This is a genomic window from Lentzea cavernae, assembly GCF_014653695.1.
Taxonomy (GTDB): Bacteria; Actinomycetota; Actinomycetes; order Mycobacteriales; family Pseudonocardiaceae; genus Lentzea; species Lentzea cavernae.
The window spans coordinates 18,894-41,265 of sequence record NZ_BNAR01000024.1 but is presented as its reverse complement, the minus strand read 5'-3'; the positions used below and the strand labels follow the sequence as shown (position 1 = coordinate 41,265).

Below are 22,372 nucleotides of genomic sequence, written 5' to 3'. Positions count from 1 at the left end.
ACCTGGGTACATACCTAGGTACAACGGGCCTCAGAACGCTCGATCGCACATTTCCGGAAAAAGTTCCGGCACGGTATTTCGAAAAGGAGCGGACCAGCCTGGATTCACCGGTCCCCGGCGTCGGTGCCCCGCTCGTTCTGGCTCAGCTTGTTCCACGTCGAGGTCAGTTCCGCCCGGATGCGCGCGACGCGGACGCCGAAGGCCTCGCGGATCTCCTGGGCATCGACTTCGTCGGGGACGCCGTGGTCGGGGGGCTCGGCGGTCATGGCGGGTGGAGTACCTCACGGGAGGACTCCTCCAAACGTGCTCCCCGTCACTCCCTAGGATCGAACAGGTGAGCACCCACCTCTACCTGCTGCGCCACGGCCAGACCGAGTGGTCCGAGAGCGGCAGGCACACGGGACGCACTGACATCGAGCTGACGCCCGAGGGCGAGCAGCAGGCACGCCGCGCGGGCGCCGTGCTCGCGCGACTGCGGGCCACGGACCAGGCTCCCGCGCTCGTGCTGACGAGTCCGCGGCAGCGCGCCACCAGGACGGCCGCGCTGGCCGGTCTGGAGGTCGGCGCGACGACCGAGGACCTGGCCGAGTGGGACTACGGCGACTACGAGGGCATCACCACGCCGCAGATCCGCGAGCGCGTGCCCGGCTGGACGGTGTGGACGCACCCGAACCCGAACGGCGAGTCGCACGCGGACGTGCAGGAGCGGGCCCGCAAGGTGCTCGGCGAGGTGCGCAAGATCCTGCCCGGCGGCGACGTCGTGCTGGTGGGTCACGGGCACTTCAGCCGCGTGCTGATCGCGGCGTGGCTCGGCCTCGCGCCCGACCAGGGCGTCCACTTCGGACTGGACCCGGCCGGCATCTGCCAGCTGGGCGATGAGCGGGGCGACCCGCAGGTGCGCAGGCTCAACGTGCCCGCGTGGGAGGTGTGATGATCCGGCGGGTGGAACCGCGAGACGTCGACGCGGCCGTCGGGCTGGTGCACGAGCTGGCGCTGTACGAGAAGGCGCCCGAGCAGTGCCACCTCACCTCGGAACAGTTGCACACCGCGCTGTTCGGCGAGAACGCCGCGCTGTTCGGTCACGTGGCCGAAGTGGACGGTCAGGTCGTCGGCATCGCGTTGTGGTTCCTCAACTTCTCCACGTGGGACGGCGTGCACGGCATCTACCTCGAGGACCTCTACGTCACACCGGACCAGCGTGGCAAGGGCCTCGGGAAGCAGTTGCTGCAAGCGCTTGCCCGGGAGTGCGTCGCCCAGGGGTACACCCGCCTGCAGTGGTGGGTGCTCAACTGGAACGAGCCCAGCATCGGGTTCTACAAGTCCTTGGGCGCCATACCGATGGACGAGTGGACGACCATGCGCGTCTCCGACGAAGCCCTGGTCAGGCTCGGCACTTCACCCTGAAGGTTGACGGAAGGTCTCGAAAGGCTCACGAATCGGGAATTCCACACAGGACGGGTCCACGGTCCTGGCAGCGTCCCCGCTCGCCGATCCCCCGGCACAGAGCAAGAGTGGAAAGAAGGAAAGACCGTGGGCACTGACCCGACCACAATCGACCCGAACGCCGCAGCCGCCGTCTCCGGCGTCTTCCTGGTGATCAGCCTCATCTTCGCGGTGATCGGCATCATCATCATGTGGAAGGTCAACACCAAGGCCGGGCAGCCGGGCTGGGCGGCGATCATCCCGATCTACAACATCTACGTGTGGCTGAAGATCGCCGGTCGTCCGGGCTGGTGGCTCGTCCTGATGCTGATCCCGTTCGTGAACATCGTGATCTCGGTGATCGTGTCGATCGACATCGCGAAGTCCTTCGGCAAGGACGCCGTCTTCGGCGTCGTCGGCCTGTGGCTGTTCAGCCTCATCGGCTACGCGATCATCGCGTTCGGTGGCGCGCAGTACCGCGGCCCGGCCGCTCTGGTCGGCCAGCAGGCCGCGTACCGGGGCTGACGCACCCGAACATCGTCGAGGCCGGGTCCGAAGCCATCCCTGTGGCTCCGGACCCGGCCTTCGCCGTTCTCAGACCATCCCGACGGCGCCGTACGTGGACGCGTCGGCGGCGGCGGACGTGCCGGGCAGTTCCCCGTCGGCCCTCCAGTGGGCGGCGAGCACCAGCCCCGGCTCCAGCAGCTTCAAGCCGCAGAGGAACTCCTCGACGTCCTGTTTGGACCGCGGCACGAGCTCGGAGCTCATCTCCGCCGAGACCTCGACCAGCCGGCCGACGAGCTCGGGCTCCATGTCCTTCGTGAGGTGCGTCAGAGCGAGGATGCTGCCCTCGCACAACGCGGCCCGGTAGCGCGCGACGACGCCCGCGGGCTCGTCGGTGACGTACGGCAGGACACCGACCATCAGCACGGCGGTCGGTTGCGTGAAGTCGATGAGACGACGGGTCTCCGGGTGGCGCAGCACGGCGCCGACGTCACCGATGTCGGACTGAACGATGGCGGCGTTGAGGTTGTCGCGCAGCATCGTGCGGGCGTGGGCGACGGTCACCGGGTCGTTGTCGACGTAGACGATGTTGCACGACGGGTCGAGGGCCTGCGCGACCTCGTGGACGTTGCCGGCGGTCGGGATGCCGCTGCCCAGGTCGAGGAACTGGCGAATGCCGTACTCCTCGACGCACAGGCGCACCACGCGGCGGGAGAACGACCGGATCGTGCGCGCCATCTCGGCGACGGGGAACTTGGCGATGCTCTCCTCGGCCACCGCGCGGTCCACCGCGAAGTTGTGGGCTCCGCCGAGGTAGTAGTCGAACAGGCGGGCCAGATTTGGGCGTTCGGAATCGCCGTGTGTGGTCACCCGCTTCGGGCCGTCCTGCACTGCGCACCTCACCCTGCTCCCGAGCGGCGCGAACGCTGGAGGCACGGTAACCGGCTACTCCGTTCGTGTCCATCCACCATTAGTGAACACGCAGGGTGATGGCCCCCGGCCGGAGCCGAGGGCCATCGCAGGGTTACCGCTGGTGGAGCTGTGTGTCAGACGCCCGCGTACTGGCGGATCCAGGCGCGGTACACGCCGACGTGGGTGTAGTTGGAGCGGGTCGCGCGGTCCGACGTCGAGGCGACGCCGACCTGGCGGCCGTTGGAGAACATCGGGCCACCCGAGTCACCACCGGCGGCGATGCCGTCGACGCGCGTGACGGACACCGCGGTGCCACCGCGGTAGTCACGGCCGTTGACGGACGTGACGCGGGTGTTCGCGACCTTCAGGTAGCGCGACTGGCAGTTGATCTCGGGCTGGTTGGTGCAGGTGGCACCCCAGCCGTAGAGCTGCACGGTGTTGCCGTTGGCCACGTTCGCCGTCGTCCCGAGCGGGGAGAACGGAGCCGACATGGTCGTCGAGACACGCGCCAGCGCCAGGTCGGCCGACGGGTGCTTGATGATCTGGTTGGCCGTGACGAGCTGGCCGCCGGAGGTCTGGTCCAGGCTGCCCGCGCGGAACGTGTACGTGCCGTTGCCCGCGACGCAGTGCTCAGCGGTCAGGATCCACTGAGGCGCGATCTTCGTGGCGGAGCAGTTCTCCCGCCCGTTGAAGAACAGGCGTGCCGCGTACGGGAAGTTCGAGGCGTTGCCGCCGCCGATGATCATCGGCGACATGTCCGGGTTCTCCGGAGCGGCAGTCGCGGCAGGGGCGAGGGAGAGAGCCGCCAGGACGGCGCCCGCGATCGCAATGGTCAAACGCATGGTTGGTCACCTCGTGAGTGCAGGGAGTGGTCAAGCAACCACCCACAGCTTCACCCGGCCGTGTGACTGTGAACACCCTCCGTTAGTCGGCTTTGTCGACTTCCGGTTCGTCCATGCCCATCGCCCACCTGCGGCCCTCGTTCGTGAAGAGGAACACGAGCACGACGACGCAGAAGATGCCGCCGAGCGAACCCAGCAGCTGCTGGTCCGACGGCCCGTACGCGTACCAGGCGCAGCCGAGCAGCAGGAGCTGCGTGACGATCACGGGCGTGCGGGCGCCGTGGTGACCGCGGAACAGCATGACCGTCGCGAACAGCACCCCGCCGAACCAGAGCACGAGCACACCGGCGGCGCCGAGGATGGGGCCCGCGGGCGTCGCTCCCCCGATCACCCGCAGGACGAGGGCGACGGCCAGCGCGATCCCGCCCAGCCCCTGCACGAAGGTGAGCGCCGACGCGATGCGCACCGGGCGCGGTGGCGCCTGGGTCCGAGTGCTCACAGGAGACCTTTCCTCACGTTCTGTACTGGTCACGGATCGTATGCCACCCGGTTGGAGGGCTCTGGAAGCGCGTCGGGCGCGGGAAGATCAAGGGGCCTTCAGCGAGCCGGCGGTCGTCCAGGGTGCACTCGGCTGCAGGGCGGGACGCGGTGCGACGGAAGGGAGATCTGCGCCACTTTCGTGAGGCTGGAGCCACCCTGAGGGAGGACATGCGAACCGCGAACGGTCACGCATTGTCCTACTCTCAAGTAGTGCGCGCTCTTCTCGTGGTGAACCCGCAGGCGACTACAACGACGCCGGCGGGCCGTGACGTGTTGGCCCACGCACTCGCCAGTGACGTGAAGCTGGAGGTCGTCGAGACCTCCTACCGGGGCCATGCCGCGGACGCGGCCCACCAGGCGGCCGCCGACGGGTTCGACCTGGTCATCGCCCACGGCGGCGACGGCACGGTCAACGAGGTCGTCAACGGCGTGCTGCGCGGCGGCCCCCGTCCCGAGAAGCCGATGCTGGGCGTCGTGCCCGGCGGTTCGGCCAACGTCTTCGCGGGCGCGCTCGGCATTCCGCGCGACCCCGTCGAGGCCACGCACGTCCTGCTCCAGGCGATCGAGCACGGCACCAAGCGCCGCGTCGGGCTCGGGCAGGTCTTCGCGGACGTCATCGAGAACGGCCGCTGGTTCACCTTCAACGCGGGCGTGGGTCTCGACGCCGACGTGGTGGCGGGTGTGGAACACAAGCGGGCAAAAGGCCGCACCGCGAGCCCGTTCCTTTATCTGAGCGTCGCTCTCAAGGCCTACGGGCAACTCGTGCGCAAGCCGCAGCACTTCACCGTCGAAGTGCCGGACGAGGCGCCGTTCGACACCGACGGCATGGTGTTCGTGTCGAACACCGACCCGTGGACGTACTTCGGCGACAGGGCGATCCAGCTCAACCCCAGCACGTCGTTCGACGGCGGACTCGGCGTGAGTGCGTTGAGGACTTTGCGGGTACCCACCGTCGGGCGTTACATCGCCCAGGTCCTGGCCACGGGCAATCCGAAGAGCGGGAAACTCGTTCGGCGTGATGACGTGGGTTATGTCAGAGTGAAGTGCGAGGATCCGGCCAACCTCCAGGTCGACGGAGACTTCCTCGGAACGACCACCGAGGTGGAGTTCCGGGCGGTGCCCGACGCGTTGACTGTTGCCCTGTAAGGAACTTGACAGTCCGTGATCGGTTCGTGACCGTCTCGGTACCCACCCGCGATGTACTGCAGTCGAGTGACAGCAGAGCGTGAAACCCCAGGTGAACGCTGTCGATCTTTTGGGTGAGTTCACTCACCGGGTCAGTGCTTACCCCTTGACATCTCTGCCGTTCGTGAAAGCATTCACAAGCACCCCAAAAACGACCGCTGACAACCGGCGTGCCCTTGTGCGCGCCTAGCTGAGGAGTAGTTCCAATGGACTGGCGCCACCGCGCGATCTGCCGCGACGAGGACCCCGAGCTGTTCTTCCCCGTTGGGAACAGTGGTCCCGCGCTGCTTCAGATCGCCGAGGCGAAGACCGTCTGCCGTCGTTGTCCCGTCGTCTCCGACTGCCTCGCCTGGGCACTCGAGAGCGGCCAGGACGCCGGCGTCTGGGGCGGGATGAGCGAAGACGAGCGCCGCGCCCTCAAGCGCCGCAACGCTCGCACGCGCGCCCGCAGCAACGCCTGAGCAGGCAGTTCGCCTCTGAAAGCGAAGCAGTACCGATCTAGAACTTCATAAAGTAGAAGCCCGACACCGTGCCAGGTGTCGGGCTTCTTCTTTTGTTTGCACACCCTCCCGCATGACCACGTGAGACCGCTGAGGCTGGTCGTCACGTGTGCACGGCGTTAGTTTAGCGCCGCCCTCTGAGCGGCACGCGCAGGACCGCCTCAGTACCGCCTCGGGGCCGTCGCCGCAAGCTCAAAGAGCCTCTCAATTCGGAATCGACGAGGGTCCGAACGATCTGCAGACCCAGCCGATCGGTGCGTTCCAGGGAGAAACCCTGCGGAAGGCCCTTGCCGTCGTCGGTGATCGTCACGTCGAGCCACTTCGCGGACCGCTCGGAGTGCACGACGACCTCCCCTCGCTGGCCAGGGGCGTAGGCGTGCTCGAAGGCGTTCTGCACGAGCTCGGTCAGCACCATCACCAGCGGGGTCGCGATCTCGGCCGACACGATGCCGAAACCGCCCTCGCGGCGCACGCTCACCTGGGTCTCGGTGACCGCCACGTCGCCCATCATCGGGATCACCTTGTCGACGACGTCGTCGAGGTCGACGCGCTCGTCGACGCTCATCGACAACGTCTCGTGAACCAGTGCGATGGAAGTCACACGGCGCACGGACTCGGCGAGCGCCTCCTTCGCCTCCGGGTTGCTCAACCTGCGGCTTTGCAGCCGCAGCAGGGCCGCGACGGTCTGCAGGTTGTTCTTCACCCGGTGGTGGATCTCGCGGATCGTGGCGTCCTTCGACATCAACGCACGGTCACGACGGCGCACCTCGGTCACGTCGCGGCACAGCACGATGGCGCCGGCCGCCTGCCCGCGTGGCCGAAGGGGCAAGGACCGGATCAGCACCGCCGCACCGCGCCGCGACTCCGCCTCGATGCGCATCGACGGCTGGCCGTCCAGCGCCTGCCTGATGCGCTGGGCGACCTCGGTGGCGTCGAACGGGTCGCTGATGAGGCTGCGGGTGAGCGGCGCTAGGTGCACGCCCACGAGGTCGCTCGCGTGCCCCATGCGGTGGTAGGCCGACAGCGCGTTCGGCGACGCGAACACCACCGCGCCGGACGGGTCGAGCCTGATCAGACCGTCACCGACACGCGGACTGGTGTGCACGTCCGGCGAGGGTTCGGGCGCGGGGAACGTGCCGTCGGCGATCATCTGGCACAGGTCGGCCGCGCTGCCGAGGTAGGAGATCTCCAACGGCGACGGCACGCGCGGCACGGCCAGGTTCGTGCTGCGGCTCAGCACCCCGATGACCTGGCCGCCCAGCCGCACGGGGATGGTCTCCCGCCGCACCGGCACGCCCAGGTGCCAGCGCGGGTCCTCCTCGCGGCAGATCCGCGACTCGTCCATGGCCCGGCGCAGCTGCGGGTGCTCGTCGGAGTCGACCTCGCTGCCGACGACGTCCTCCGGGTGGGCCGTGGGCGCCGTCGTGGGACGGGCCTGGGCGACGCAGAGGAACTTGTCGTCCTCCAGGGGGACCCACATGACGAAGTCCGCGAACGACAGGTCCGAGAGGAGTTGCCACTCCGCGACGACCAGCTGGAGGTGGTCGACGGCGGCGCCGGAGAGCTTGGTGTGCTCGGCCAGCAGGTCCGTGAGCGTGCTCAGAACTCCTCCATGAGAAACTGGTGGGCGAAGCAGTTCTGATCCTAGGAGACTCCCATGTCGAAGCGTGCTCGCAAGCGCCGCGACCGCAAAAAGGGCGGCGCCAACCGAGGCAAGCGCCCCAACGCCTGAGTGCTGCGAAAGGCCCTGGACACCACGACGGTGACCAGGGCCTTTTGTCTTGCTGGGGGACTTGTCAGTCCTCCGTGCGGATCTCCACGATCGTCGCGCGGATGCGCGCCTTCAGGTCCGCGGGGGCGTAATCCCCACCACACTTGCGGGCGAGGAGCGCCTTGAGGTGCTCCTCGAGCCCGAACTGCTCCAGGCACGGATGGCACTCGTCGAGGTGCGTCTGCAGCGCCGCGCGCCGGCCCGTGTCGCATTCCTGGTCCAGGAACAGCCACACCTCGGACAGCACCTCTGAGCAGTCGGTGTCGTGGGGTTCGCCGCAGTTCATGACGCGTCTCCGTTGCTGCCTCGGAGGAACCCGCGGTCGCGGGCGACGTCCGCCAGCATGTCGCGGAGCTGGCGACGGCCCCGGTGCAACCGGGACATCACCGTGCCGATCGGGGTGCCCATGATGTCTGCGATCTCCTTGTACGCGAAGCCTTCGACATCGGCGAGGTAGACCGCGATCCGGAACTCCTCCGGCAACCGCTGCAATGCTTCCTTGACGTCGCTGTCGGGCAGGTTGTCGAGTGCCTCGACCTCGGCGCTGCGCAGCCCGGACGAGGTGTGGCTCTCCGCCTTCGCCAGCTGCCAGTCCGTGATCTCCTCGGTCGGCTGCTGGATCGGCTGGCGCTGCTTCTTGCGGTAGCCGTTGATGTAGGTGTTCGTCAGGATCCGGTAGAGCCAGGCCTTGAGGTTCGTGCCCTCCGAGAAGGACGCGAACGCCGAGTAGGCCTTGAGGAACGTCTCCTGCACCAGGTCCTCGGCGTCCGCCGGGTTGCGCGTCATGCGCAGGGCGGCCGAGTACAGCTGGTCGAGCATCGGCATAGCGTCGCGCTCGAAACGCGAAGCGCGCTCCGCCGTCGTTTCTGTCGTGCCGGTGGCGGGCACCGCGCTCCCTTCCCACTGGTTCTGGGTCGGGACTGACTCTACGCGTGACCGCTCAAGCGTGTTGGTTGCCACGTTCTACCTAACAACGGACGTGCTGGTAGTAATTCCGCATGGCCGGACGTGGGACCCCCGCCACAGCGCTGCTGGACAAGCAGCGGGTGGCGCACACCTTGCACTCGTACGAGCACGACCCCCGTCACGAGTCCTACGGGCTGGAGGCGGCCGAGGCGCTCGGGCTGGCGCCGGAACGCGTCTTCAAGACGTTGGTCGCCGAGGTGGACGGCAAGCTCGCCGTCGGCGTCGTGCCGGTGACCGTCCAGCTCGACCTGAAGGGCCTCGCGGCGGCGTTGAAGGGCAAGAAGGCGAAGATGGCCGTCGTCGCCGACGCGGAACGCGCCACCGGGTACGTCGCGGGCGGGATCTCGCCGCTGGGACAGAAGAAACGCCTCCCGGTCGTGGTCGACGAATCGGCGATGCAATTCGAGACGGTTTTCTGCAGCGCGGGCAGGCGTGGTCTCGAAGTCGAGATCACGCCTGCCGAACTGGTGCGACTCACCAATGCGGTGGTCGCCGGAATCAGTGCTTAACCGACCGGCGCCGTGATGCCGCCACTCCGGACGTATTCAGCACCGATACCGGACGCCGGCCACGCGACGGTGACCAAAGCGCCGAGCTTGCCCTGGCCGGGCAGGTTGAAGCGGACGAAGGCCGGGAACTGCTGGGGACCCTCGCTGTTCGACGCCACGTACTTGACGGCGTAGCTGTCCCCTCCGACCAGCGTCTCGCTGTACGGGGGCTGGCCTCCGTTCAGGGCTGCGTGGATGTCGTTGCCCTGTCCGTCGAGGAAGCGCAGGTTGCTCACGGTGCCACCGATCCTGCAGGAGGCACCCTCCGCGGCGACGAACCTGATGACGTGCGCCTTGTCCCTGGCCGACGGAGAGCGCATGTCGTCGACGCGGATCGCCAGATCGTCGCCGGTGCACCACGGGGCCGCTGCCGGGTCGGAGGCCTGAGCGGCGGAGGACGCCACGACGGCCAATGCGGCAGTACCGGTCAATGCGGCTGCGGTCGCAATCGTGCGGAAACGGCTCACGTTTTCTCCCCGAATTCATCTCGACAGGCGTTCGCCTTGCACACCTATCGACGACTCGGAGATACACCCGGTTGTCACGAAGAGCGAATTTCGTACTTTCGGCCGACCCATTCCTCCATTCGGAAGCGCTCGCCCTACTCGCCGGTCTGGCCGTCGACCGCTTCCCGGATGAGATCGGCGTGGCCGTTGTGCCGTGAGTACTCCTCGACCATGTGCGTCAGGATCCAGCGCAGGCTCACGGTCCGTTCGTCGCCGCGCCACGGCTTGCGCTTGGCGGCCTGCCCGAGGTCGCCGGTCTCCAGCGCCTCCTCGACGGCCTTGCGGGCGCGGCCGACCTCGTCCTGCCAGAGCGCGACCAGGTCCTCGACGGTGTGGTCGGCGGCCGAGTGCCAGTCCCAGTCGTAGTCGGCCTTCCAGTCGACGCTCTTCCACGGCTCCAGCGGCTCGCGATCGTGCAGGACGGTGTGGAACCACTGCTGCTCGACGTACGCGAGGTGCTTGACCAGGCCGCCGAGGGTCATCGCGGACTTCGCGGTGGTCTGGGCGAGCTGCGCGGCGGTCAGTCCGCTGATCTTCCACGCGAGGGTCGCGCGCTGGAACTCCAGGAACCCGTTCAGGGTGGCGAGTTCGTCGCCGTCCGTCGGAGGTTCGGGCCTGCCTTGCTCATCAAGAAGCGTCATGGGGCGGCACAGTAATGCCGCGGTCCGCCGTGAGCAGGCGATTTAGTCGAGCGGCCGCAGCACTCGGTCGAGCCACTCGCCGACCGACCTGCCGACGTCGCCCACGGAAGCCTTCAGCGAGTGGTCGCCCTTGAGCAGCACGACCTCGCGGTGGTGAGCGCGCACCGGCTGGCCGAACGGGTCGTTCTCGCCCTGCACGACCAGCGTGGCGACCTCGACTCCGTCGAGCTCGGACATCCGCGACTTCTCCGGCCTGCCCGGCGGGTGCACGGGGAACGCGAGGCACAGCACCGCCACCGCCTGCCCCTCCACCGAGGTCCGGCAGGCCACCCGCGCGCCCGACGACCGGCCGCCGAACACCAGGGGCAGGCCGTCGAACCAGCGTTCGCCCAGGTCGTCGACCACCGCCATCCAGGCCGTGTCGAGCTGGTTGGCGGGCGCCGGCGCACGACGGCCCGCGACGCGGTAGGGCTGTTCGACCAACGCCACGTGCACGCCGACGGAGTTGGCGGCGCGGCACGCGGCGACCAGGTCGGGAGCCTCGACGCCGCCACCGGCGCCGTGCCCGAGGAGCAGTGCGGCACGCGGTTCGTGGGCGCAGTGCAGCGAGGCCCGCGCGGGGCCGTGCGGCGTGTCCACCAACAGCGTCGTCACGGCAGTTCTGCGCGTTCGAGCAGGGAGGCGTTGTTGTTCTTCACGCTGTTCACGTCGGTCGACACCGGGCGCACCTCGAGCGCCTCGACGATCGACGGGTCCGGCACCAGCAGCTCGCTCGGGTCGAGCGACGCCGGGTCGAGCCACGCCGACCAGCGGTCCTGCGGCAGCAGCAACGGCATGCGGTTGTGCACCTCGGTCAACGCGCCGATGGACTCCGTGGTGAGCACAGCGCACGTGACGGTCGGGACGTCGTCCTTCCACCACACGGACCACAGGCCCGCCATAGCGAGCGACGTGTCGTCCCCGAGCGTCATGAAGTACGGCTGCTTGCGCCCCTCGGCCGGCTGCCACTCGTACCAGCCGGCGGCGGGGACGATGCAGCGCCGCTTCATCGCCGACTGCTTGTACGCGGGCTTCGAGAGCACGGTCTCGGCGCGGGCGTTGATCATCTTGGCCGCGCCGGAGAGGTCCTTCGCCCAGTGCGGGACGAGGCCCCAGCGCATCACGCGGATGCTGCGCTCCAGCTCCTCGTCCTCGGGCTTGCGCTCGACCACGGCCATGACGTGCTTAGTGGGAGCGACGTTGTAGTCCGCCCCCGGAGCCTCGTCACCGGTCCCGTCCACCGCGTCGAACTCGGCCGCCAGCAGCGCCGGGTCCTTGGTGGAGGCGTACCTACCGCACAAATCCGATCACCTCCGAAGTCACAATCGTCCCACGCCGGGAACACCTGTGCGAGCTGCCCCGATGCCGATGCGGGATCATCTGTGCATGACTCAGCACTGGTCAGCCCCCAGCGCGTCCGGCCCAGTCCACTCGACGGTGCCGGTGCCCGGCTCGAAGTCGATCACGAACCGCGTCCTGGTGCTCGCGGCACTGGCCGACGGGCCGTCGACGGTGCACGCACCGTTGCGCAGCCGCGACACGGTGCTGATGACCGCCGCGCTGCGCTCGCTCGGTGTCGGGATCACCGACCGCGAGGACGGCGGCTGGGACGTGATGCCCGGTCTGCTGCGCGGTCCGGCCGACGTCGACTGCGGTCTCGCGGGCACGGTCATGCGCTTCCTGCCGCCCGCCGCCGCGCTGGCCGAGGGCGAGATCCGGTTCGACGGCGACCCGCACGCCCGCGTGCGGCCGATGAGCACCGTGCTGGGTGCGCTGCGGTCGCTGGGCGTGGAGGTCGACGGCGACGCCCTGCCGTTCTCGTTGCACGGCACGGGGTCTGTGCCCGGTGGCGAGGTGACGATCGACGCGTCGGGCTCGTCGCAGTTCGTCTCCGGCCTGCTGCTCTCGGCCGCCCGGTTCGACAAGGGCGTGACGATCCGGCACGACGGCAAGCCCGTGCCCTCGTTGCCGCACATCGACATGACGGTCCAGACGCTGCGCTCGGTCGGCGTTCAGGTCGACACGAGCGTGCCGAACGTGTGGCACGTCGAGCCCGGCGTGATCAGCGCGCGGACGTGGCACGTGGAGCCCGACCTGTCGAACGCGACGGTGTTCCTCGCGGCGGCCGCGGTGACCGGCGGCGAGGTGACGATCCCGCACTGGCCGTCCACGACCACCCAGCCCGGTGACGCGGTGCGCGGCATCCTGGAGCGCATGGGCTGTGCGGTCGAGGTGTCGGAGCGCGGGCTGACCGTGCGGGGCCCGGCGAAGCTGTCCGGCGTGGACATCGACCTGCGCGACGAGAGCGAGCTGACCCCGACGGTCGCCGCCCTCGCCGCCCTGGCACAGGGACGCACGACCATCCGCGGCGTCGCGCACATCCGAGGCCACGAGACGGACCGGATCGCGGCTCTGGTGAACGAGATCAACGCGATCGGTGGCAACGCGTCCGAAACCGAGGACGGCCTGGTCATCGACCCCGTTCCGCTGCACGGCGGTGTGTGGAAGGCCTACGCCGACCACCGGATGGCGACGGCGGGCGCGATCATCGGCCTGGTCGTGCCGGGCACGTCGGTCGACGACATCGGCAGCACCACCAAGACGATCCCCGACTTCCCCGGCATGTGGGACGCCATGCTCACCGGGGGCGCGTAGACCGTGGGCAAGCGGGACTGGCGCAAGCTCGACGAATCCGACGTGCGGGTGCGCCCCGGCAAGGGCACGAGGCCGCGCAGCAAGATCCGGCCGGAACACGCCGACGCCGAGACGGCGATGATCATCGGCGTCGACCGCGGCCGCTGGACGTGCGCGATGGAGTCCGGCGCCGTCGTCACGGCGATGCGTGCGCGTGAACTGGGGCGCACGCCCGTGGTGGTCGGCGACCAGGTCGGCGTCGTCGGCGACACCTCGGGCCTGCCGGACACGCTGGCCCGCATCGTGCGCGTCGGGGAGCGGACCTCGGTGCTGCGCCGGACCGCGGACGACACCGACCCGTTCGAACGGGTCGTCGTCGCCAACGCCTCCCAGCTCATCATGGTCGTCGCACTGGCAGACCCGCCGCCGCGCACCGGTTTCATCGACCGCTGCCTGGTCGCCGCCTACGCGGGCGGCCTGGAACCGGTGCTGTGCCTGACGAAGTCGGACCTCGCCTCCCCCGACTCGCTGCTCGCGCTCTACACCGAGCTCGACGTGCCGGTCGTCGTGACGCGCTCCGACGAGGAACCCGCCGAACTGCGCGCACGGCTGACGGACACGGTGTCGTGCCTGATCGGCCACTCCGGCGTCGGCAAGTCCACCCTGGTCAACAAGCTCGTACCGGACGCGAACCGCGCGGTCGGCGTCGTCTCCGGCGTCGGCAAGGGCCGGCACACCTCCACCCAGGCCGTCGCGCTGCGCCTGCCCGAGGGCGGCTGGGTCGTGGACACGCCGGGCATCCGCTCGTTCGGCCTCGCGCACATCACGCCGGACGACATCGTGAAGGCGTTCCCGGACTTCGCCGAGGCCGCCGAGGAGTGCCCGCCCGGCTGCGGCCACCTCGGCTCGCCCGAGGACCCAGGTTGCATGCTGGACGAGCTCGTGCCGGACGCACCAGGGCGGTTGACGTCGCTGCGGCGGCTGCTCGCGTCCCGTGCCGGAATGGACGATTACTCTGACGGATCATGAGCATGCGTTGGACGTTGCCCCTGCTGGTCGCTCTCGCCGCGTGCTCCGCGCCGGAGAAGGAAGCACCGACCTTCGCCGACACGGACCCCTGCACGCTGCTGCAGTCCGGTGACGCGGGCCAGCTCAACGGCACCCCGTCCAAGTCCGAGCGGACGTGCGACTACCCGTTCGGCGCGCTGACCGTGCGGCTGACGCTGCAGACCGCGAAGTACGAGGACGAGTCGCAGAAGCTGCTGGCCGGCGGTGGGTACGGCGGTGTGATCGGTGACCGGCCGCTGACGCGCAAGTGCGTCGACTCGTCGGGTGAGGTGACGTGCGACGCCGTCCTGGAGGTGCGGGACGGGGCGCTCATCGGGTTGAAGGTGCTGCAGCGCAGCCACGACCTCAACGCGGTGGGTCAGGCGACGCAGGGGCTGGCGGCGAAGGCCCTGGAACGGCTGCCGAAGCCCTAACCCATGTGCGGGTACCGGTGGTCGGTCTGCGGCACCAGCGTCTCCTTGATGGCGCGCGGGCTCGTCCACCGCTGCAGGTTGTAGATCGACCCCGCCTTGTCGTTGGTGCCCGACCCCCGCGACCCTCCGAACGGCTGCTGCCCCACGACGGCACCGGTCGGCTTGTCGTTGACGTAGAAGTTGCCCGCCGCGAACCGCAGAGCACGATGTGCCTGCTCCACGGCCACCCGGTCACGCGCGAAGATCGCGCCGGTCAGCGCGTACGGCGTGGAGGTGTCGATGGTCTCCATCATCGTCGGGAAGTCCGCGTCCTCGTAGACGTGCACGGCGAGGATCGGGCCGAAGTACTCCGTGGTGAAGATGTCGTGGTGCGGGTCGGTGCCCAGTAGCACTGTCGGGTCGACGAAGTAGCCCACCGAGTCGTCGCACGAGCCGCCGGCGAGCACCTCGACCGAAGTGGACGCGGACGCCATCAGCAGGGCTTCCTCGTGCTTGGCGAACGCGCGTGCGTCGATCACGGCCCCGCCGAACGCGGACAGGTCCGTGACATCGCCGTACGACAACGACTTCGTGACGTCGAGCAGCTGTTCGCGGACGCCGCCCTCCCACAGCGAACGCGCGATGTACGCGCGGGAGGCCGCTGAACACTTCTGGCCCTGGTACTCGAAGGCGCCGCGCACCAGGCCCGTGACGAGCGCCCGGGGGTCGGCGGAGGCGTGGGCCAGCACGAAGTCCTTGCCGCCGGTCTCGCCGACGACGCGCGGGTAGGCGCGGTAGACGTCGAGGTTGGCGGCCATGGTCTGCCACAGCGACTTGAACGTGCGCGTCGAGCCGGTGAAGTGCAGGCCGGCGAAGTACCTGTCCCGCAACGCGACCTGGCTCAGCGCCTGGCCGTCGCCGGTGACGAGGTTGATCACGCCCGGCGGCAGACCGGCTTCCTCGAGCAGGCGCATGGTGAAGTGCGCGGCCAGTTGCTGGGTCGGCGAGGGCTTCCACAGCACGGCGTTGCCCATCAACGCCGGTGCCAGCGGCAGGTTTCCGGCGATGGCGGTGAAGTTGAACGGCGTGATCGCCACGACGAAGCCGTCGAGCGGCCGGTGGTCCATCCGGTTCCACACGCCGGGCGACGAGATCGGCTGCTCCGCGAGGATGCGGCGGCCGAAGTGGACGTTGAAGCGCAGGAAGTCGATCAGCTCGCAGGCCGCGTCGATCTCGGCCTGCTGCACGGACTTCGACTGGCCGAGGATGGTGGCGGCGTTGAGGGTGTCGCGCCACGGGCCCGCGAGCAGGTCGGCCGCCCGCAGCAGCACCGCGGCGCGTTCGTCGAACGGCAGCTCCTGCCAGCCCGGTGCGGCGTGCTGGGCGGCGCGCATCGCGTCGGCGACGTCGGAGGTGCCGGCCTGCGCCGTGACGCCGAGAACGTGCCTGTGGTCGTGCGGCTGCACGACGTTGATGCGGTCGCCACTGCCCATGCGCTGCTGACCGCCGATGGTCATCGTCAGCTCGTGCGAGGTGCCTTCGAGCTCGGCGACGCGTGCCTGCAGGCTCGCCCGTTCGGCGCTGCCGGGTGCGTAGGTGCGCACGGGCTCGTTGACCGGTTCGGGTGCAGACGTGACAGCGTCCATTCCCCCATCGTGGCACGCGGTAGTAGGGTCCGTCGGGTGGCGCGGGTGACTGGCATCGGCGGGGTTTTCCTGCGTTCAAGGGATCCTGTGCGCTTGGCCGCCTGGTACCGCGACAACCTGGGCGTCCCGATGAGCGAGAAGGGCACCGTCACCTTCCACTGGCTCGACACGGCGACGACCGAGTACCCCGGCACGACGACGATGGCGTTGTTCGCTCAGGACACGGAGTACATCGGCGAGCCCCACCAGCGCACGATGCTGAACCTGCGGGTGGACGACCTGGTGTCGTTGATGGCGAAGCTCAAGGCGCGCGGTGTCGAGGTGCTGGCGGAGACCGAGGACTCGGAGTTCGGGCTGTTCGGGTGGTGCGTCGACCCCGAGGGCAACCGGATCGAGCTGTGGGAGCCCGCGGAGGGAATGTGATGCTGGACGAAGCCGTGCGCGCGCTGCGCGAGTGGCAGCACGACGACACGCCGTTCCAGCTCCACCCAGGAGATCTGGGCTGGTACCGGCGTGTCGGTGCCAAAGCGGCCGACGAGGCGGTGCGGACCTGGCGCGGCGACGGGCGGATCGTCGCCGTCGGTCTGCTGGACGGTGCCGACCTGCTGCGGCTCACGGTCGCGCCGGACGCCCGTGCGGACGGGGAACTGGCTCTGCGGCTGGCCAACGACATCTGCGCTCCCGACCGCGGTGTCCTGCCCTCCGGGACCGTCTACGTGGAATCCCCGCGGGGCACGCGGTTCCAGGAGCTGATGTTCGAGCGCGGCTGGCAGTCCGACGTGCCGTGGACGCCGTTGCGCCGCGATCTCGCCGCCCCGGTGCCGGATCCCGGCGTGTGGATCGACGTCATCGGACATGACCACGCTGACGTGCACGCCGCCGTGATCCGGGCGTCGTTCGAGAAGTCGACGTTCACCGAGGAACGCTGGCACGCGATGGCGGTCGGCTCGCCGTACGCCGACGCCCGCAGCCTGGTCGCCCTCGACCGGGGCGTCGCGGTGGCGGCCATCACCGTGTGGTCGGCGGGCACCGGCAGGCCCGGCCTGATCGAACCGATGGGTGTGCACCGCGACCACCGCGGCAAGGGGTTCGGCACCGCGATCACCCTCGCCGGAGCGGCCGCGTTGCGCGAGCTGGGCTCGTCGAGCGCGGTCGTGTGCACGCCGAGCTCCAACGCCGGCGCGGTCGCCACCTACCGGGCAGCGGGGTTCACCGCGCTGCCCGAGGTGTTCGACCAGAGACGGGACTAGAGCAGTTCCAGGACGAACGGCAGTTCCTGCGCCGCGTACCAGGCCAGTTCGTGGTCCTCGGCGCTGCCCAGCGTGAACTCGGCGTCCGGGTCGCCCATGTCCGCGGCGTCCACGACGTCGGCCGCCGCGCGCACGTCCTGCTCGGCCTCCGCCGTGTCGAGGTGCACGGCGGCCACGTCCTTCAGCGTGAACGAACCGCCGACCTTCACGACCGAGAAATCGAGGTCCGGGCGCAACGTCACGTCGTCCATGTCGACCGCGAGCACCGCGCGGCGCGGTTCGGCCTTCTCGTCGGCGGCCAGCAGCCGCAGCGAAGCCCGTGCGGCGTCGAGCATCGCCGCGTACTCCAGCTCCTCGGTGTCGCCCGCCGCGTAGGACTCGCGCAACGCCGGCGTCAGCGCGAACGCCGTGCCGGTGATCGGAGCCAGTTCGCCGCTCTCGACGAACGTGCGCAGCATCGGCACCGTGGCCGGGATGTAGACCCTCATGCGCTCGCCGTCCCCATCAGTTCCTCCACCGACTCCTCGACCATGGTCGCGAGAACGTCCACATCGGACATGGCGTCGCGGTCGCCGTTCAGCCCGAAGTAAACACCGCCGTCGTACGACGTCACCCCGATGGCCAGCGCCTGGTTCCTGGCGAGCGGCACGACCGGGAAGATCTCGGTCATTCTCGCGCCCGCCGCGTACAGCGCCACCTGCGGGCCCGGAACGTTCGTGATCATGACGTTGAACAGCCGGCGGCTGAACGAGCTCGCGGCCCGCGCGCCCAGGGCGTGCAGCGTCGGCGGGGCGAAGCCGGAGACCTTCACCAGCGCGTCGGCGGCGACGGACTGGCCGGACTCCTGGTGCGCGCGCATCGCGTGGCTCACGTGGTGCAGGCGCACGACCGGGTTCGGTTCGCCGACCGGGAGGTCGACCAGGTACGCGCTGACGTTGTTGCCCGACTCCGGGTCGGTCTCGCGGACGCTCAGGGGGGCCATCGCGCGGATCGTGGTGCTGCCGGTGACGTTCTCGCCGCGGCTGAGCAGCCAGTTGCGCAGCGCGCCGGAAAGGGCCGCGAGCACCACGTCGTTGACCGTGCCGCCGTGCTGCTTGCGGATGGCGCGCAGGTCGTCGAGCTGGGCGCGGGCGACGGCGAACCGGCGCTGTGGCGAGGTGATGCGGACGTTCAGCGGGGTGCCGGGCGCGGGGGTCGCGGCGGTGCGGACGGCACTCGCCAGCACGCTGAACGCGTTGAAGACCTTCTCGACCGTGTTGACCGTGTCGAGCGCGGCGCTGCGGACGTTCTCCACGAGCTCGCCCGGGCTGTGCACGATGTCGGTGACCGCGTCGGCCACGAGTTGCAGCGGGCTGGGCTCCGGTTGCGGCATCCAGAGGTTCTCGACGTTCGTGCGCGGCGTCGGCGACACGTCCAGCATGACCTGGCCGATCTCGAGCGACGCGATGCCGTCGACCATGGCCTGGTGGGTCTTGGTGATGACCGCCGTCTGGTTCTTCTCGAGGCCCTCGACCAGGTAGATCTCCCACAACGGCCGGGAGTGGTCGAGCGGGCGCGACATCAGGCGCGCGATCAGGTCGTGCAGCTGCGTCTCGTTGCCCGGCTTGGGCAGCGCCGACCTGCGCACGTGGTAGGTGACGTCGAAGTCCGGGTCGTCGACCCACACGGGCCGTGCGATGCGTCCGGGGACCTGCACGACCTTCTGCCGATAGCGCGGCACGAGGCTGAGGCGTTGCTCGATTAGGGCGACGAGCTTGTCGTAGTCGAAGCCCGCCTTGGGACGGCGGAACACCGCCACGCCACCGACGTGCATCGGCGTCGTGGAGCCCTCCAGGTACAGGAACGAGGCGTCCAGCGCTGACAGTCGGTCCGGCATGCACCCAGCCTAGTGCGGTCGGCGGTCCATCAACTTCTCGAGCGCGGCGCGTTCTCGCGGATCGCGGTCGTGCCGGGCGAGCCGAATGCGCGCGGCCTCCGGGATCGCGTCCTTCGCCCTCGGGTCCACGTTGGCCATGAACGACCTCAGGAACCGCCAGCGCGTGAGCTTCTTGACCGGCGCCAGGTGGGCGACGGCGAGCGAGACCCAGCTGAGCGCGACGTCGAGCCTGCGGTCGCCCTTGGTGGCGCACGCCCAGTCCAGGACGACGGGCCCCTCCGGGCCGAGCACGACGTTGCCGGGGTGCAGGTCGAGGTGCAGCAGGTCGCCCTCGCCGCTCAGGAAGTCGGGTGCCGGGATGACGTCGAGGCGGTGGTGCAGGTCCGCGAGGTCCTCGCCGAGACCGCCGGCGAGCCACGGCTTGCGGCCGATCTCCTCGGACATCCGCGGACCGGGCACGTACTGCATGACGAGCTCGGCCTCGGTGGCCTCGTGCACGCGCGGGACGGGGATGCCGAAGCCGCTCAGGTACGACATCATCTCGGCCTCGCGCCGCAGGTCACGGCCGGTGCGCGTGCGCTTGACGAGCAGGCCGTCGGACCGGATGAACACGTCCGAGTCCTGGCCGCTCGCGAGATGTTGACGTTGCGCGACGCTGCGCATACCTGCCGTCATGTGACGATCATCATCGATATGATCCGAAACACAAGGGCCGAACGGCTCTAGTGCGGCTCTTCACCCGTTTGAGCTCGTGGTGCTCGTCTCTGGCACTCTCTTCCGGTGGAGATCTCGCCCAAGGACCGCTTCGTCACCGTCTACGGCCGCAAGCCAGTGCTGGAAGCGCTGGACGACCAGTCGCTCACGGTCGACAAGGTGGTGCTCGCCGACACGGCCCGGGGCGCGGCCGCGCACGAGATCATCGACGCGGCCCGTTCGCGTGGCGTCGCCGTGCAGCGCGCCACCGCACAACGCGTGAAGGTGCTGGCCGGCAACGGCAAGCAGGACCAGGGCGTGCTCGCCGACGTGGTCGCACCCCGCATGAAGCCCCTGGCGCTGGCGCTGGAAGAGGGCGGACTGCGGTCCGTGCTCGTGCTGGACGGCATCACGACCCCCGCGAACGTGGGCATGATCCTGCGCACCGCGACCGCCGCGGGCATCGACGGCATCGTGGTGCCCCGCCGGGGCGTCGCCTCGATCGACCCGCTCGTGGTCAAGGCCTCCGCCGGAGTGGCTTTCCGCGCGCCCGTGCTGCGCTGCGGCACCTCGGCGGAGGCCTCGGCTCTGTTGCGCGCGTCCGGTTTCCCGCTTCACGCGCTCGATTCCCACGCATCCGACACGATTTATTCCGCGTCTTTCCCGTCGCGCGCCGCATTCGTGCTCGGAAGCGAAACTTCCGGAATCACCGACGACGTGCGCCCGCACATCACGTCGTGGCTTTCAATTCCGATGGCGGCGGGTGTGGAATCCCTGAACGTGGCCTCAGCGGCGGCCGTGCTCTGCTTCGAACTCGTGCGCCGGGCCCAGCCCTAGACCCACTCGACGTGGAACCCGTTGACCCGCGGGTTCCCCAGCAGCGACGTGCACTCGGCCACCGACGACTCACCCCTGACCCGGCCGAGCGACCCGTACTGGTCCCACACGCCCAGGCCGTTGGTGCAGTGCGCGACGGCCCGGAACCGCCCTGGCCTGCCCTCGTCGCAGTAGACCTCGACCGTGCGCCCGTCCCGCAGGTAGTCCTCGTAGCAACCGCGTTCTCGCGCCTGAGCGGGTGATGCAATTGCCGTGGCTGCAATGGCGACTGCAACACAAGCGACAATTCTTCGCATTTTCTCCCCTATGCACTCCGACTGCTGACCAAATCGACGCTAGTGCTCCGCCGAATAAGGGGCAATTACGCTGCGGGGTGAACCCTCAATCGCGGAGCGCGATCGCTAGCAGGATCTCCAACTCCTCGAGGGTGGACCGTGTCGACCGATGGTGGACACCGACCATGCCGGCCTCCGCAGCACCCCGGACGTTGACCGCGAGGTCGTCCACGAAGACGCACTCCCCCGGCGCCAGGCCGAGCTTCGTCGCCGTGAGCAGGTAGATGTCGACGTCCGGCTTCGCCAGCCCCACCTCACCGGACACGACCAGGACGTCCAGCAGGTCGGTCAGGACCTTCGGCGGCTGCCACCACCCGTCCGCGTTGGACAACAGCGCCGTCTTCAGCCCGTGCAGCTTCGCCTTGCGCAGCGCGGTGAGTAGCGGCGGTTCGGCGGGGTTGTCCTCACCGGGATCGGTCAGAACACCGCCGTAGTCGAGCACCAGGGCTTTGAGCACGCCTCGGACCGTACCCACTTTCGGGTGTTCGTTGTCCTGATCCCGCGGTTGGCGCGCCTAGTGCGCATGCCCCCAGTCGTTCGCCGCTTGCCCGCCTACGAGCCGCCGGTCGGTTCGGCGGGGTTCGTGATTCCCCGGCCTCGGCCCCGGCCCGTGTGGGTTCCGGTGCCGGAGCTGCTGTCGCCTCCGTTGGATGCGGCTCGGTTGCTCTGGGTCGTGTTGGAGGTGTTGGACGGGCGGCGGGCGGTTCGGTTGTTGCGGGAGGTGGCTGTGCCTGGGGTGGCTGCTCGGTTGGGTGGGGCGGTTCGGGCTTCTGCCACTCGGATGGTTCGGGCGCCTCGGGTTTGTCATCCGTCTCGGTTCGTGGCGGAGGTTTCGGTGACGGTGCGGAGGGAGGGGAGGGTTGTGGCTGTGGCGGCTCGGGTGGAGCACCGGGGTGGGAGATGGTGGTTCACGTCGTTCACGGTGCTGGAGTGAGGGTTGCTCGGGCTGCTCGGGTGGTCGCGTGGGCAGGGACGAGCCGGCTATTTCATCACCGCTGGTCAGGGCGGTAGAGGTTCGCCCGCTCCGCTTCCCATCGCGTCCTACGGCCCGCCTTGCCATGCCATTCTGTCTCCCTCAATCGCCTCGCTCTGCCTCGCTTCGTTCGGCTCGCTCGCCCCGCCTGGCGGCGCCCGTCTGACTCCGCCCTGCCCTGCCTGCCCTGCCCTGCCCTGCCTGCCCAGCCTTGCCTGCCCGGCCCCGCCTTGCCCGGCCCAGGCACGCCCCAGCCCTGCCTTGCCCCGCCCGGTCCCGCCCCACCCGGCCC

The 22,372-nt window shown here is 69.3% G+C and carries 31 protein-coding genes; 14 read left to right on the top strand and 17 right to left on the bottom strand.

Annotated elements, in window-relative coordinates; genetic code table 11:
• Positions 1–104 precede the first annotated feature (104 nt).
• On the bottom strand, positions 105–266 hold the full coding sequence (locus IE307_RS42505; RefSeq protein WP_191305175.1) for a hypothetical protein: 162 nt from the start codon (positions 264–266) through the stop codon (positions 105–107).
• Positions 267–334: 68 nt separating this feature from the next.
• On the opposite strand from IE307_RS42505, the gene IE307_RS42500 reads away from it, so the two are divergent.
• From IE307_RS42500 to IE307_RS42490, 3 genes are all read left to right on the top strand, one after another.
• Positions 335–931 (top strand): histidine phosphatase family protein, encoded by a 597-nt coding sequence (locus IE307_RS42500; protein WP_191305174.1) that lies wholly within the window; start codon positions 335–337, stop codon positions 929–931.
• A complete protein-coding gene (locus IE307_RS42495) occupies positions 931–1,404 on the top strand; it encodes a GNAT family N-acetyltransferase (protein WP_191305173.1) in 474 nt (157 codons plus the stop codon). The genes IE307_RS42500 and IE307_RS42495 overlap by 1 nt, the downstream gene beginning before the upstream one ends.
• A 126-nt stretch (positions 1,405–1,530) precedes the next feature.
• The gene (locus tag IE307_RS42490; RefSeq protein WP_229905590.1) at positions 1,531–1,947 is read left to right on the top strand and encodes a DUF5684 domain-containing protein; all 417 of its coding nucleotides are present in this window, start codon (positions 1,531–1,533) and stop codon (positions 1,945–1,947) included.
• 69 nt (positions 1,948–2,016) lie between these two features.
• Here the strand turns inward: IE307_RS42490 and IE307_RS42485 are convergent, their stop codons facing one another.
• The 3 genes from IE307_RS42485 to IE307_RS42475 all read right to left on the bottom strand — a co-directional run bounded on the left by IE307_RS42485 (position 2,017) and on the right by IE307_RS42475 (position 4,179).
• The gene (locus tag IE307_RS42485; RefSeq protein ID WP_191305172.1) at positions 2,017–2,829 is read right to left on the bottom strand and encodes an SAM-dependent methyltransferase; all 813 of its coding nucleotides are present in this window, start codon (positions 2,827–2,829) and stop codon (positions 2,017–2,019) included.
• A 143-nt stretch (positions 2,830–2,972) separates the two neighbouring features.
• Positions 2,973–3,680 carry a S1 family peptidase gene (locus tag IE307_RS42480; protein WP_191305171.1) on the bottom strand — a complete coding sequence of 236 codons (708 nt, stop codon included), beginning with the start codon at positions 3,678–3,680 and terminating at the stop codon, positions 2,973–2,975.
• Positions 3,681–3,762: 82 nt separating this feature from the next.
• Positions 3,763–4,179 carry a hypothetical protein gene (locus tag IE307_RS42475; RefSeq protein ID WP_229905589.1) on the bottom strand — a complete coding sequence of 139 codons (417 nt, stop codon included), beginning with the start codon at positions 4,177–4,179 and terminating at the stop codon, positions 3,763–3,765.
• Between the two features lie 251 nt (positions 4,180–4,430).
• Here IE307_RS42475 and IE307_RS42470 point away from each other — a divergent pair, with 251 nt between their 5' ends.
• Both IE307_RS42470 and IE307_RS42465 read left to right on the top strand, forming a co-directional pair.
• The gene (locus tag IE307_RS42470; RefSeq protein WP_191305169.1) at positions 4,431–5,366 is read left to right on the top strand and encodes a diacylglycerol/lipid kinase family protein; all 936 of its coding nucleotides are present in this window, start codon (positions 4,431–4,433) and stop codon (positions 5,364–5,366) included.
• A gap of 245 nt (positions 5,367–5,611) precedes the next feature.
• On the top strand, positions 5,612–5,866 hold the full coding sequence (locus tag IE307_RS42465; RefSeq protein WP_015104912.1) for a WhiB family transcriptional regulator: 255 nt from the start codon (positions 5,612–5,614) through the stop codon (positions 5,864–5,866).
• Positions 5,867–6,029: 163 nt separating this feature from the next.
• Here IE307_RS42465 and IE307_RS42460 read toward each other — a convergent pair whose 3' ends face one another.
• Positions 6,030–7,508 carry a PAS domain-containing sensor histidine kinase gene (locus tag IE307_RS42460; protein ID WP_191305227.1) on the bottom strand — a complete coding sequence of 493 codons (1,479 nt, stop codon included), beginning with the start codon at positions 7,506–7,508 and terminating at the stop codon, positions 6,030–6,032.
• A gap of 54 nt (positions 7,509–7,562) precedes the next feature.
• On the opposite strand from IE307_RS42460, the gene IE307_RS47710 reads away from it, so the two are divergent.
• Positions 7,563–7,637, top strand: a complete 75-nt coding sequence (locus IE307_RS47710; RefSeq protein ID WP_369809028.1) for a 50S ribosomal protein bL37 — start codon at positions 7,563–7,565, stop codon at positions 7,635–7,637.
• Between the two features lie 64 nt (positions 7,638–7,701).
• On the opposite strand, the gene rsrA is transcribed toward IE307_RS47710, so the two are convergent.
• Positions 7,702–7,962 (bottom strand): mycothiol system anti-sigma-R factor, encoded by a 261-nt coding sequence (gene rsrA / locus IE307_RS42455; RefSeq protein ID WP_191305168.1) that lies wholly within the window; start codon positions 7,960–7,962, stop codon positions 7,702–7,704.
• Complete coding sequence (locus IE307_RS42450) at positions 7,959–8,564, bottom strand: sigma-70 family RNA polymerase sigma factor (RefSeq protein WP_191305167.1); 606 nt, start codon at positions 8,562–8,564, stop codon at positions 7,959–7,961. Before IE307_RS42450 ends, rsrA begins: the two co-directional genes overlap by 4 nt.
• Positions 8,565–8,674: 110 nt before the next feature.
• On the opposite strand from IE307_RS42450, the gene ybaK reads away from it, so the two are divergent.
• The gene (ybaK, locus tag IE307_RS42445; RefSeq protein ID WP_191305166.1) at positions 8,675–9,151 is read left to right on the top strand and encodes a Cys-tRNA(Pro) deacylase; all 477 of its coding nucleotides are present in this window, start codon (positions 8,675–8,677) and stop codon (positions 9,149–9,151) included.
• On the opposite strand, the gene IE307_RS42440 is transcribed toward ybaK, so the two are convergent.
• The 4 genes from IE307_RS42440 to IE307_RS42425 form a co-directional block, all read right to left on the bottom strand.
• Entirely contained in the window at positions 9,148–9,657 is a 510-nt protein-coding gene (locus tag IE307_RS42440; RefSeq protein WP_191305165.1) for a hypothetical protein, read from the bottom strand. The genes ybaK and IE307_RS42440 overlap by 4 nt on opposite strands.
• Before the next feature lie 134 nt (positions 9,658–9,791).
• Positions 9,792–10,337: a DinB family protein gene (locus IE307_RS42435; RefSeq protein ID WP_191305164.1), complete on the bottom strand. Its 546-nt coding sequence runs from the start codon at positions 10,335–10,337 to the stop codon at positions 9,792–9,794.
• A 42-nt stretch (positions 10,338–10,379) separates the two neighbouring features.
• A complete protein-coding gene (locus IE307_RS42430) occupies positions 10,380–10,991 on the bottom strand; it encodes an alpha/beta hydrolase family protein (RefSeq protein ID WP_191305163.1) in 612 nt (203 codons plus the stop codon).
• Positions 10,988–11,677: an SOS response-associated peptidase gene (locus tag IE307_RS42425; RefSeq protein WP_191305162.1), complete on the bottom strand. Its 690-nt coding sequence runs from the start codon at positions 11,675–11,677 to the stop codon at positions 10,988–10,990. Before IE307_RS42425 ends, IE307_RS42430 begins: the two co-directional genes overlap by 4 nt.
• A gap of 85 nt (positions 11,678–11,762) precedes the next feature.
• Between IE307_RS42425 and aroA the strand changes: the two genes are divergently transcribed.
• From aroA to IE307_RS42410, 3 genes are read left to right on the top strand one after another with little or no spacing between them, the layout of a single operon-like run.
• Entirely contained in the window at positions 11,763–13,031 is a 1,269-nt protein-coding gene (gene aroA, locus IE307_RS42420; RefSeq protein WP_191305161.1) for a 3-phosphoshikimate 1-carboxyvinyltransferase, read from the top strand.
• Positions 13,032–13,034: 3 nt separating this feature from the next.
• Complete coding sequence (gene rsgA / locus IE307_RS42415) at positions 13,035–14,039, top strand: ribosome small subunit-dependent GTPase A (RefSeq protein WP_191305160.1); 1,005 nt, start codon at positions 13,035–13,037, stop codon at positions 14,037–14,039.
• Positions 14,036–14,491, top strand: coding sequence for a hypothetical protein (locus tag IE307_RS42410; protein WP_191305159.1), 456 nt, complete (start codon positions 14,036–14,038; stop codon positions 14,489–14,491). Before rsgA ends, IE307_RS42410 begins: the two co-directional genes overlap by 4 nt.
• Here IE307_RS42410 and pruA read toward each other — a convergent pair.
• Complete coding sequence (pruA, locus tag IE307_RS42405; protein ID WP_191305158.1) at positions 14,488–16,116, bottom strand: L-glutamate gamma-semialdehyde dehydrogenase; 1,629 nt, start codon at positions 16,114–16,116, stop codon at positions 14,488–14,490. The genes IE307_RS42410 and pruA overlap by 4 nt on opposite strands.
• An 87-nt stretch (positions 16,117–16,203) precedes the next feature.
• On the opposite strand from pruA, the gene IE307_RS42400 reads away from it, so the two are divergent.
• A complete protein-coding gene (locus IE307_RS42400; RefSeq protein WP_229905596.1) occupies positions 16,204–16,539 on the top strand; it encodes a VOC family protein in 336 nt (111 codons plus the stop codon).
• Entirely contained in the window at positions 16,539–17,366 is an 828-nt protein-coding gene (locus IE307_RS42395; RefSeq protein ID WP_191305156.1) for a GNAT family N-acetyltransferase, read from the top strand. The genes IE307_RS42400 and IE307_RS42395 overlap by 1 nt, the downstream gene beginning before the upstream one ends.
• On the opposite strand, the gene IE307_RS42390 is transcribed toward IE307_RS42395, so the two are convergent.
• Genes IE307_RS42390 through IE307_RS42380 form a run of 3 tightly spaced genes read right to left on the bottom strand, consistent with a single transcriptional unit; the run spans position 17,363 to position 19,917 of the window.
• Positions 17,363–17,854 carry a DUF6912 family protein gene (locus tag IE307_RS42390; RefSeq protein ID WP_191305155.1) on the bottom strand — a complete coding sequence of 164 codons (492 nt, stop codon included), beginning with the start codon at positions 17,852–17,854 and terminating at the stop codon, positions 17,363–17,365. The two genes, IE307_RS42395 and IE307_RS42390, sit on opposite strands and share 4 nt — an antisense overlap.
• The gene (locus IE307_RS42385; protein ID WP_191305154.1) at positions 17,851–19,242 is read right to left on the bottom strand and encodes a WS/DGAT/MGAT family O-acyltransferase; all 1,392 of its coding nucleotides are present in this window, start codon (positions 19,240–19,242) and stop codon (positions 17,851–17,853) included. The genes IE307_RS42390 and IE307_RS42385 overlap by 4 nt, the downstream gene beginning before the upstream one ends.
• Positions 19,243–19,251: 9 nt before the next feature.
• Positions 19,252–19,917: a phosphotransferase gene (locus IE307_RS42380; protein WP_191305153.1), complete on the bottom strand. Its 666-nt coding sequence runs from the start codon at positions 19,915–19,917 to the stop codon at positions 19,252–19,254.
• Positions 19,918–20,022: 105 nt separating this feature from the next.
• Between IE307_RS42380 and IE307_RS42375 the strand changes: the two genes are divergently transcribed.
• The gene (locus IE307_RS42375; RefSeq protein WP_191305152.1) at positions 20,023–20,772 is read left to right on the top strand and encodes a TrmH family RNA methyltransferase; all 750 of its coding nucleotides are present in this window, start codon (positions 20,023–20,025) and stop codon (positions 20,770–20,772) included.
• Here the strand turns inward: IE307_RS42375 and IE307_RS42370 are convergent.
• Positions 20,769–21,068, bottom strand: coding sequence for a hypothetical protein (locus IE307_RS42370; RefSeq protein WP_191305151.1), 300 nt, complete (start codon positions 21,066–21,068; stop codon positions 20,769–20,771). The genes IE307_RS42375 and IE307_RS42370 overlap by 4 nt on opposite strands.
• An 85-nt stretch (positions 21,069–21,153) precedes the next feature.
• Complete coding sequence (locus IE307_RS42365) at positions 21,154–21,564, bottom strand: HAD-IA family hydrolase (protein ID WP_191305150.1); 411 nt, start codon at positions 21,562–21,564, stop codon at positions 21,154–21,156.
• 66 nt (positions 21,565–21,630) lie between these two features.
• On the opposite strand from IE307_RS42365, the gene IE307_RS47705 reads away from it, so the two are divergent.
• Positions 21,631–22,041: an Rv3235 family protein gene (locus IE307_RS47705; RefSeq protein WP_373306086.1), complete on the top strand. Its 411-nt coding sequence runs from the start codon at positions 21,631–21,633 to the stop codon at positions 22,039–22,041.
• Positions 22,042–22,372 lie beyond the last annotated feature (331 nt).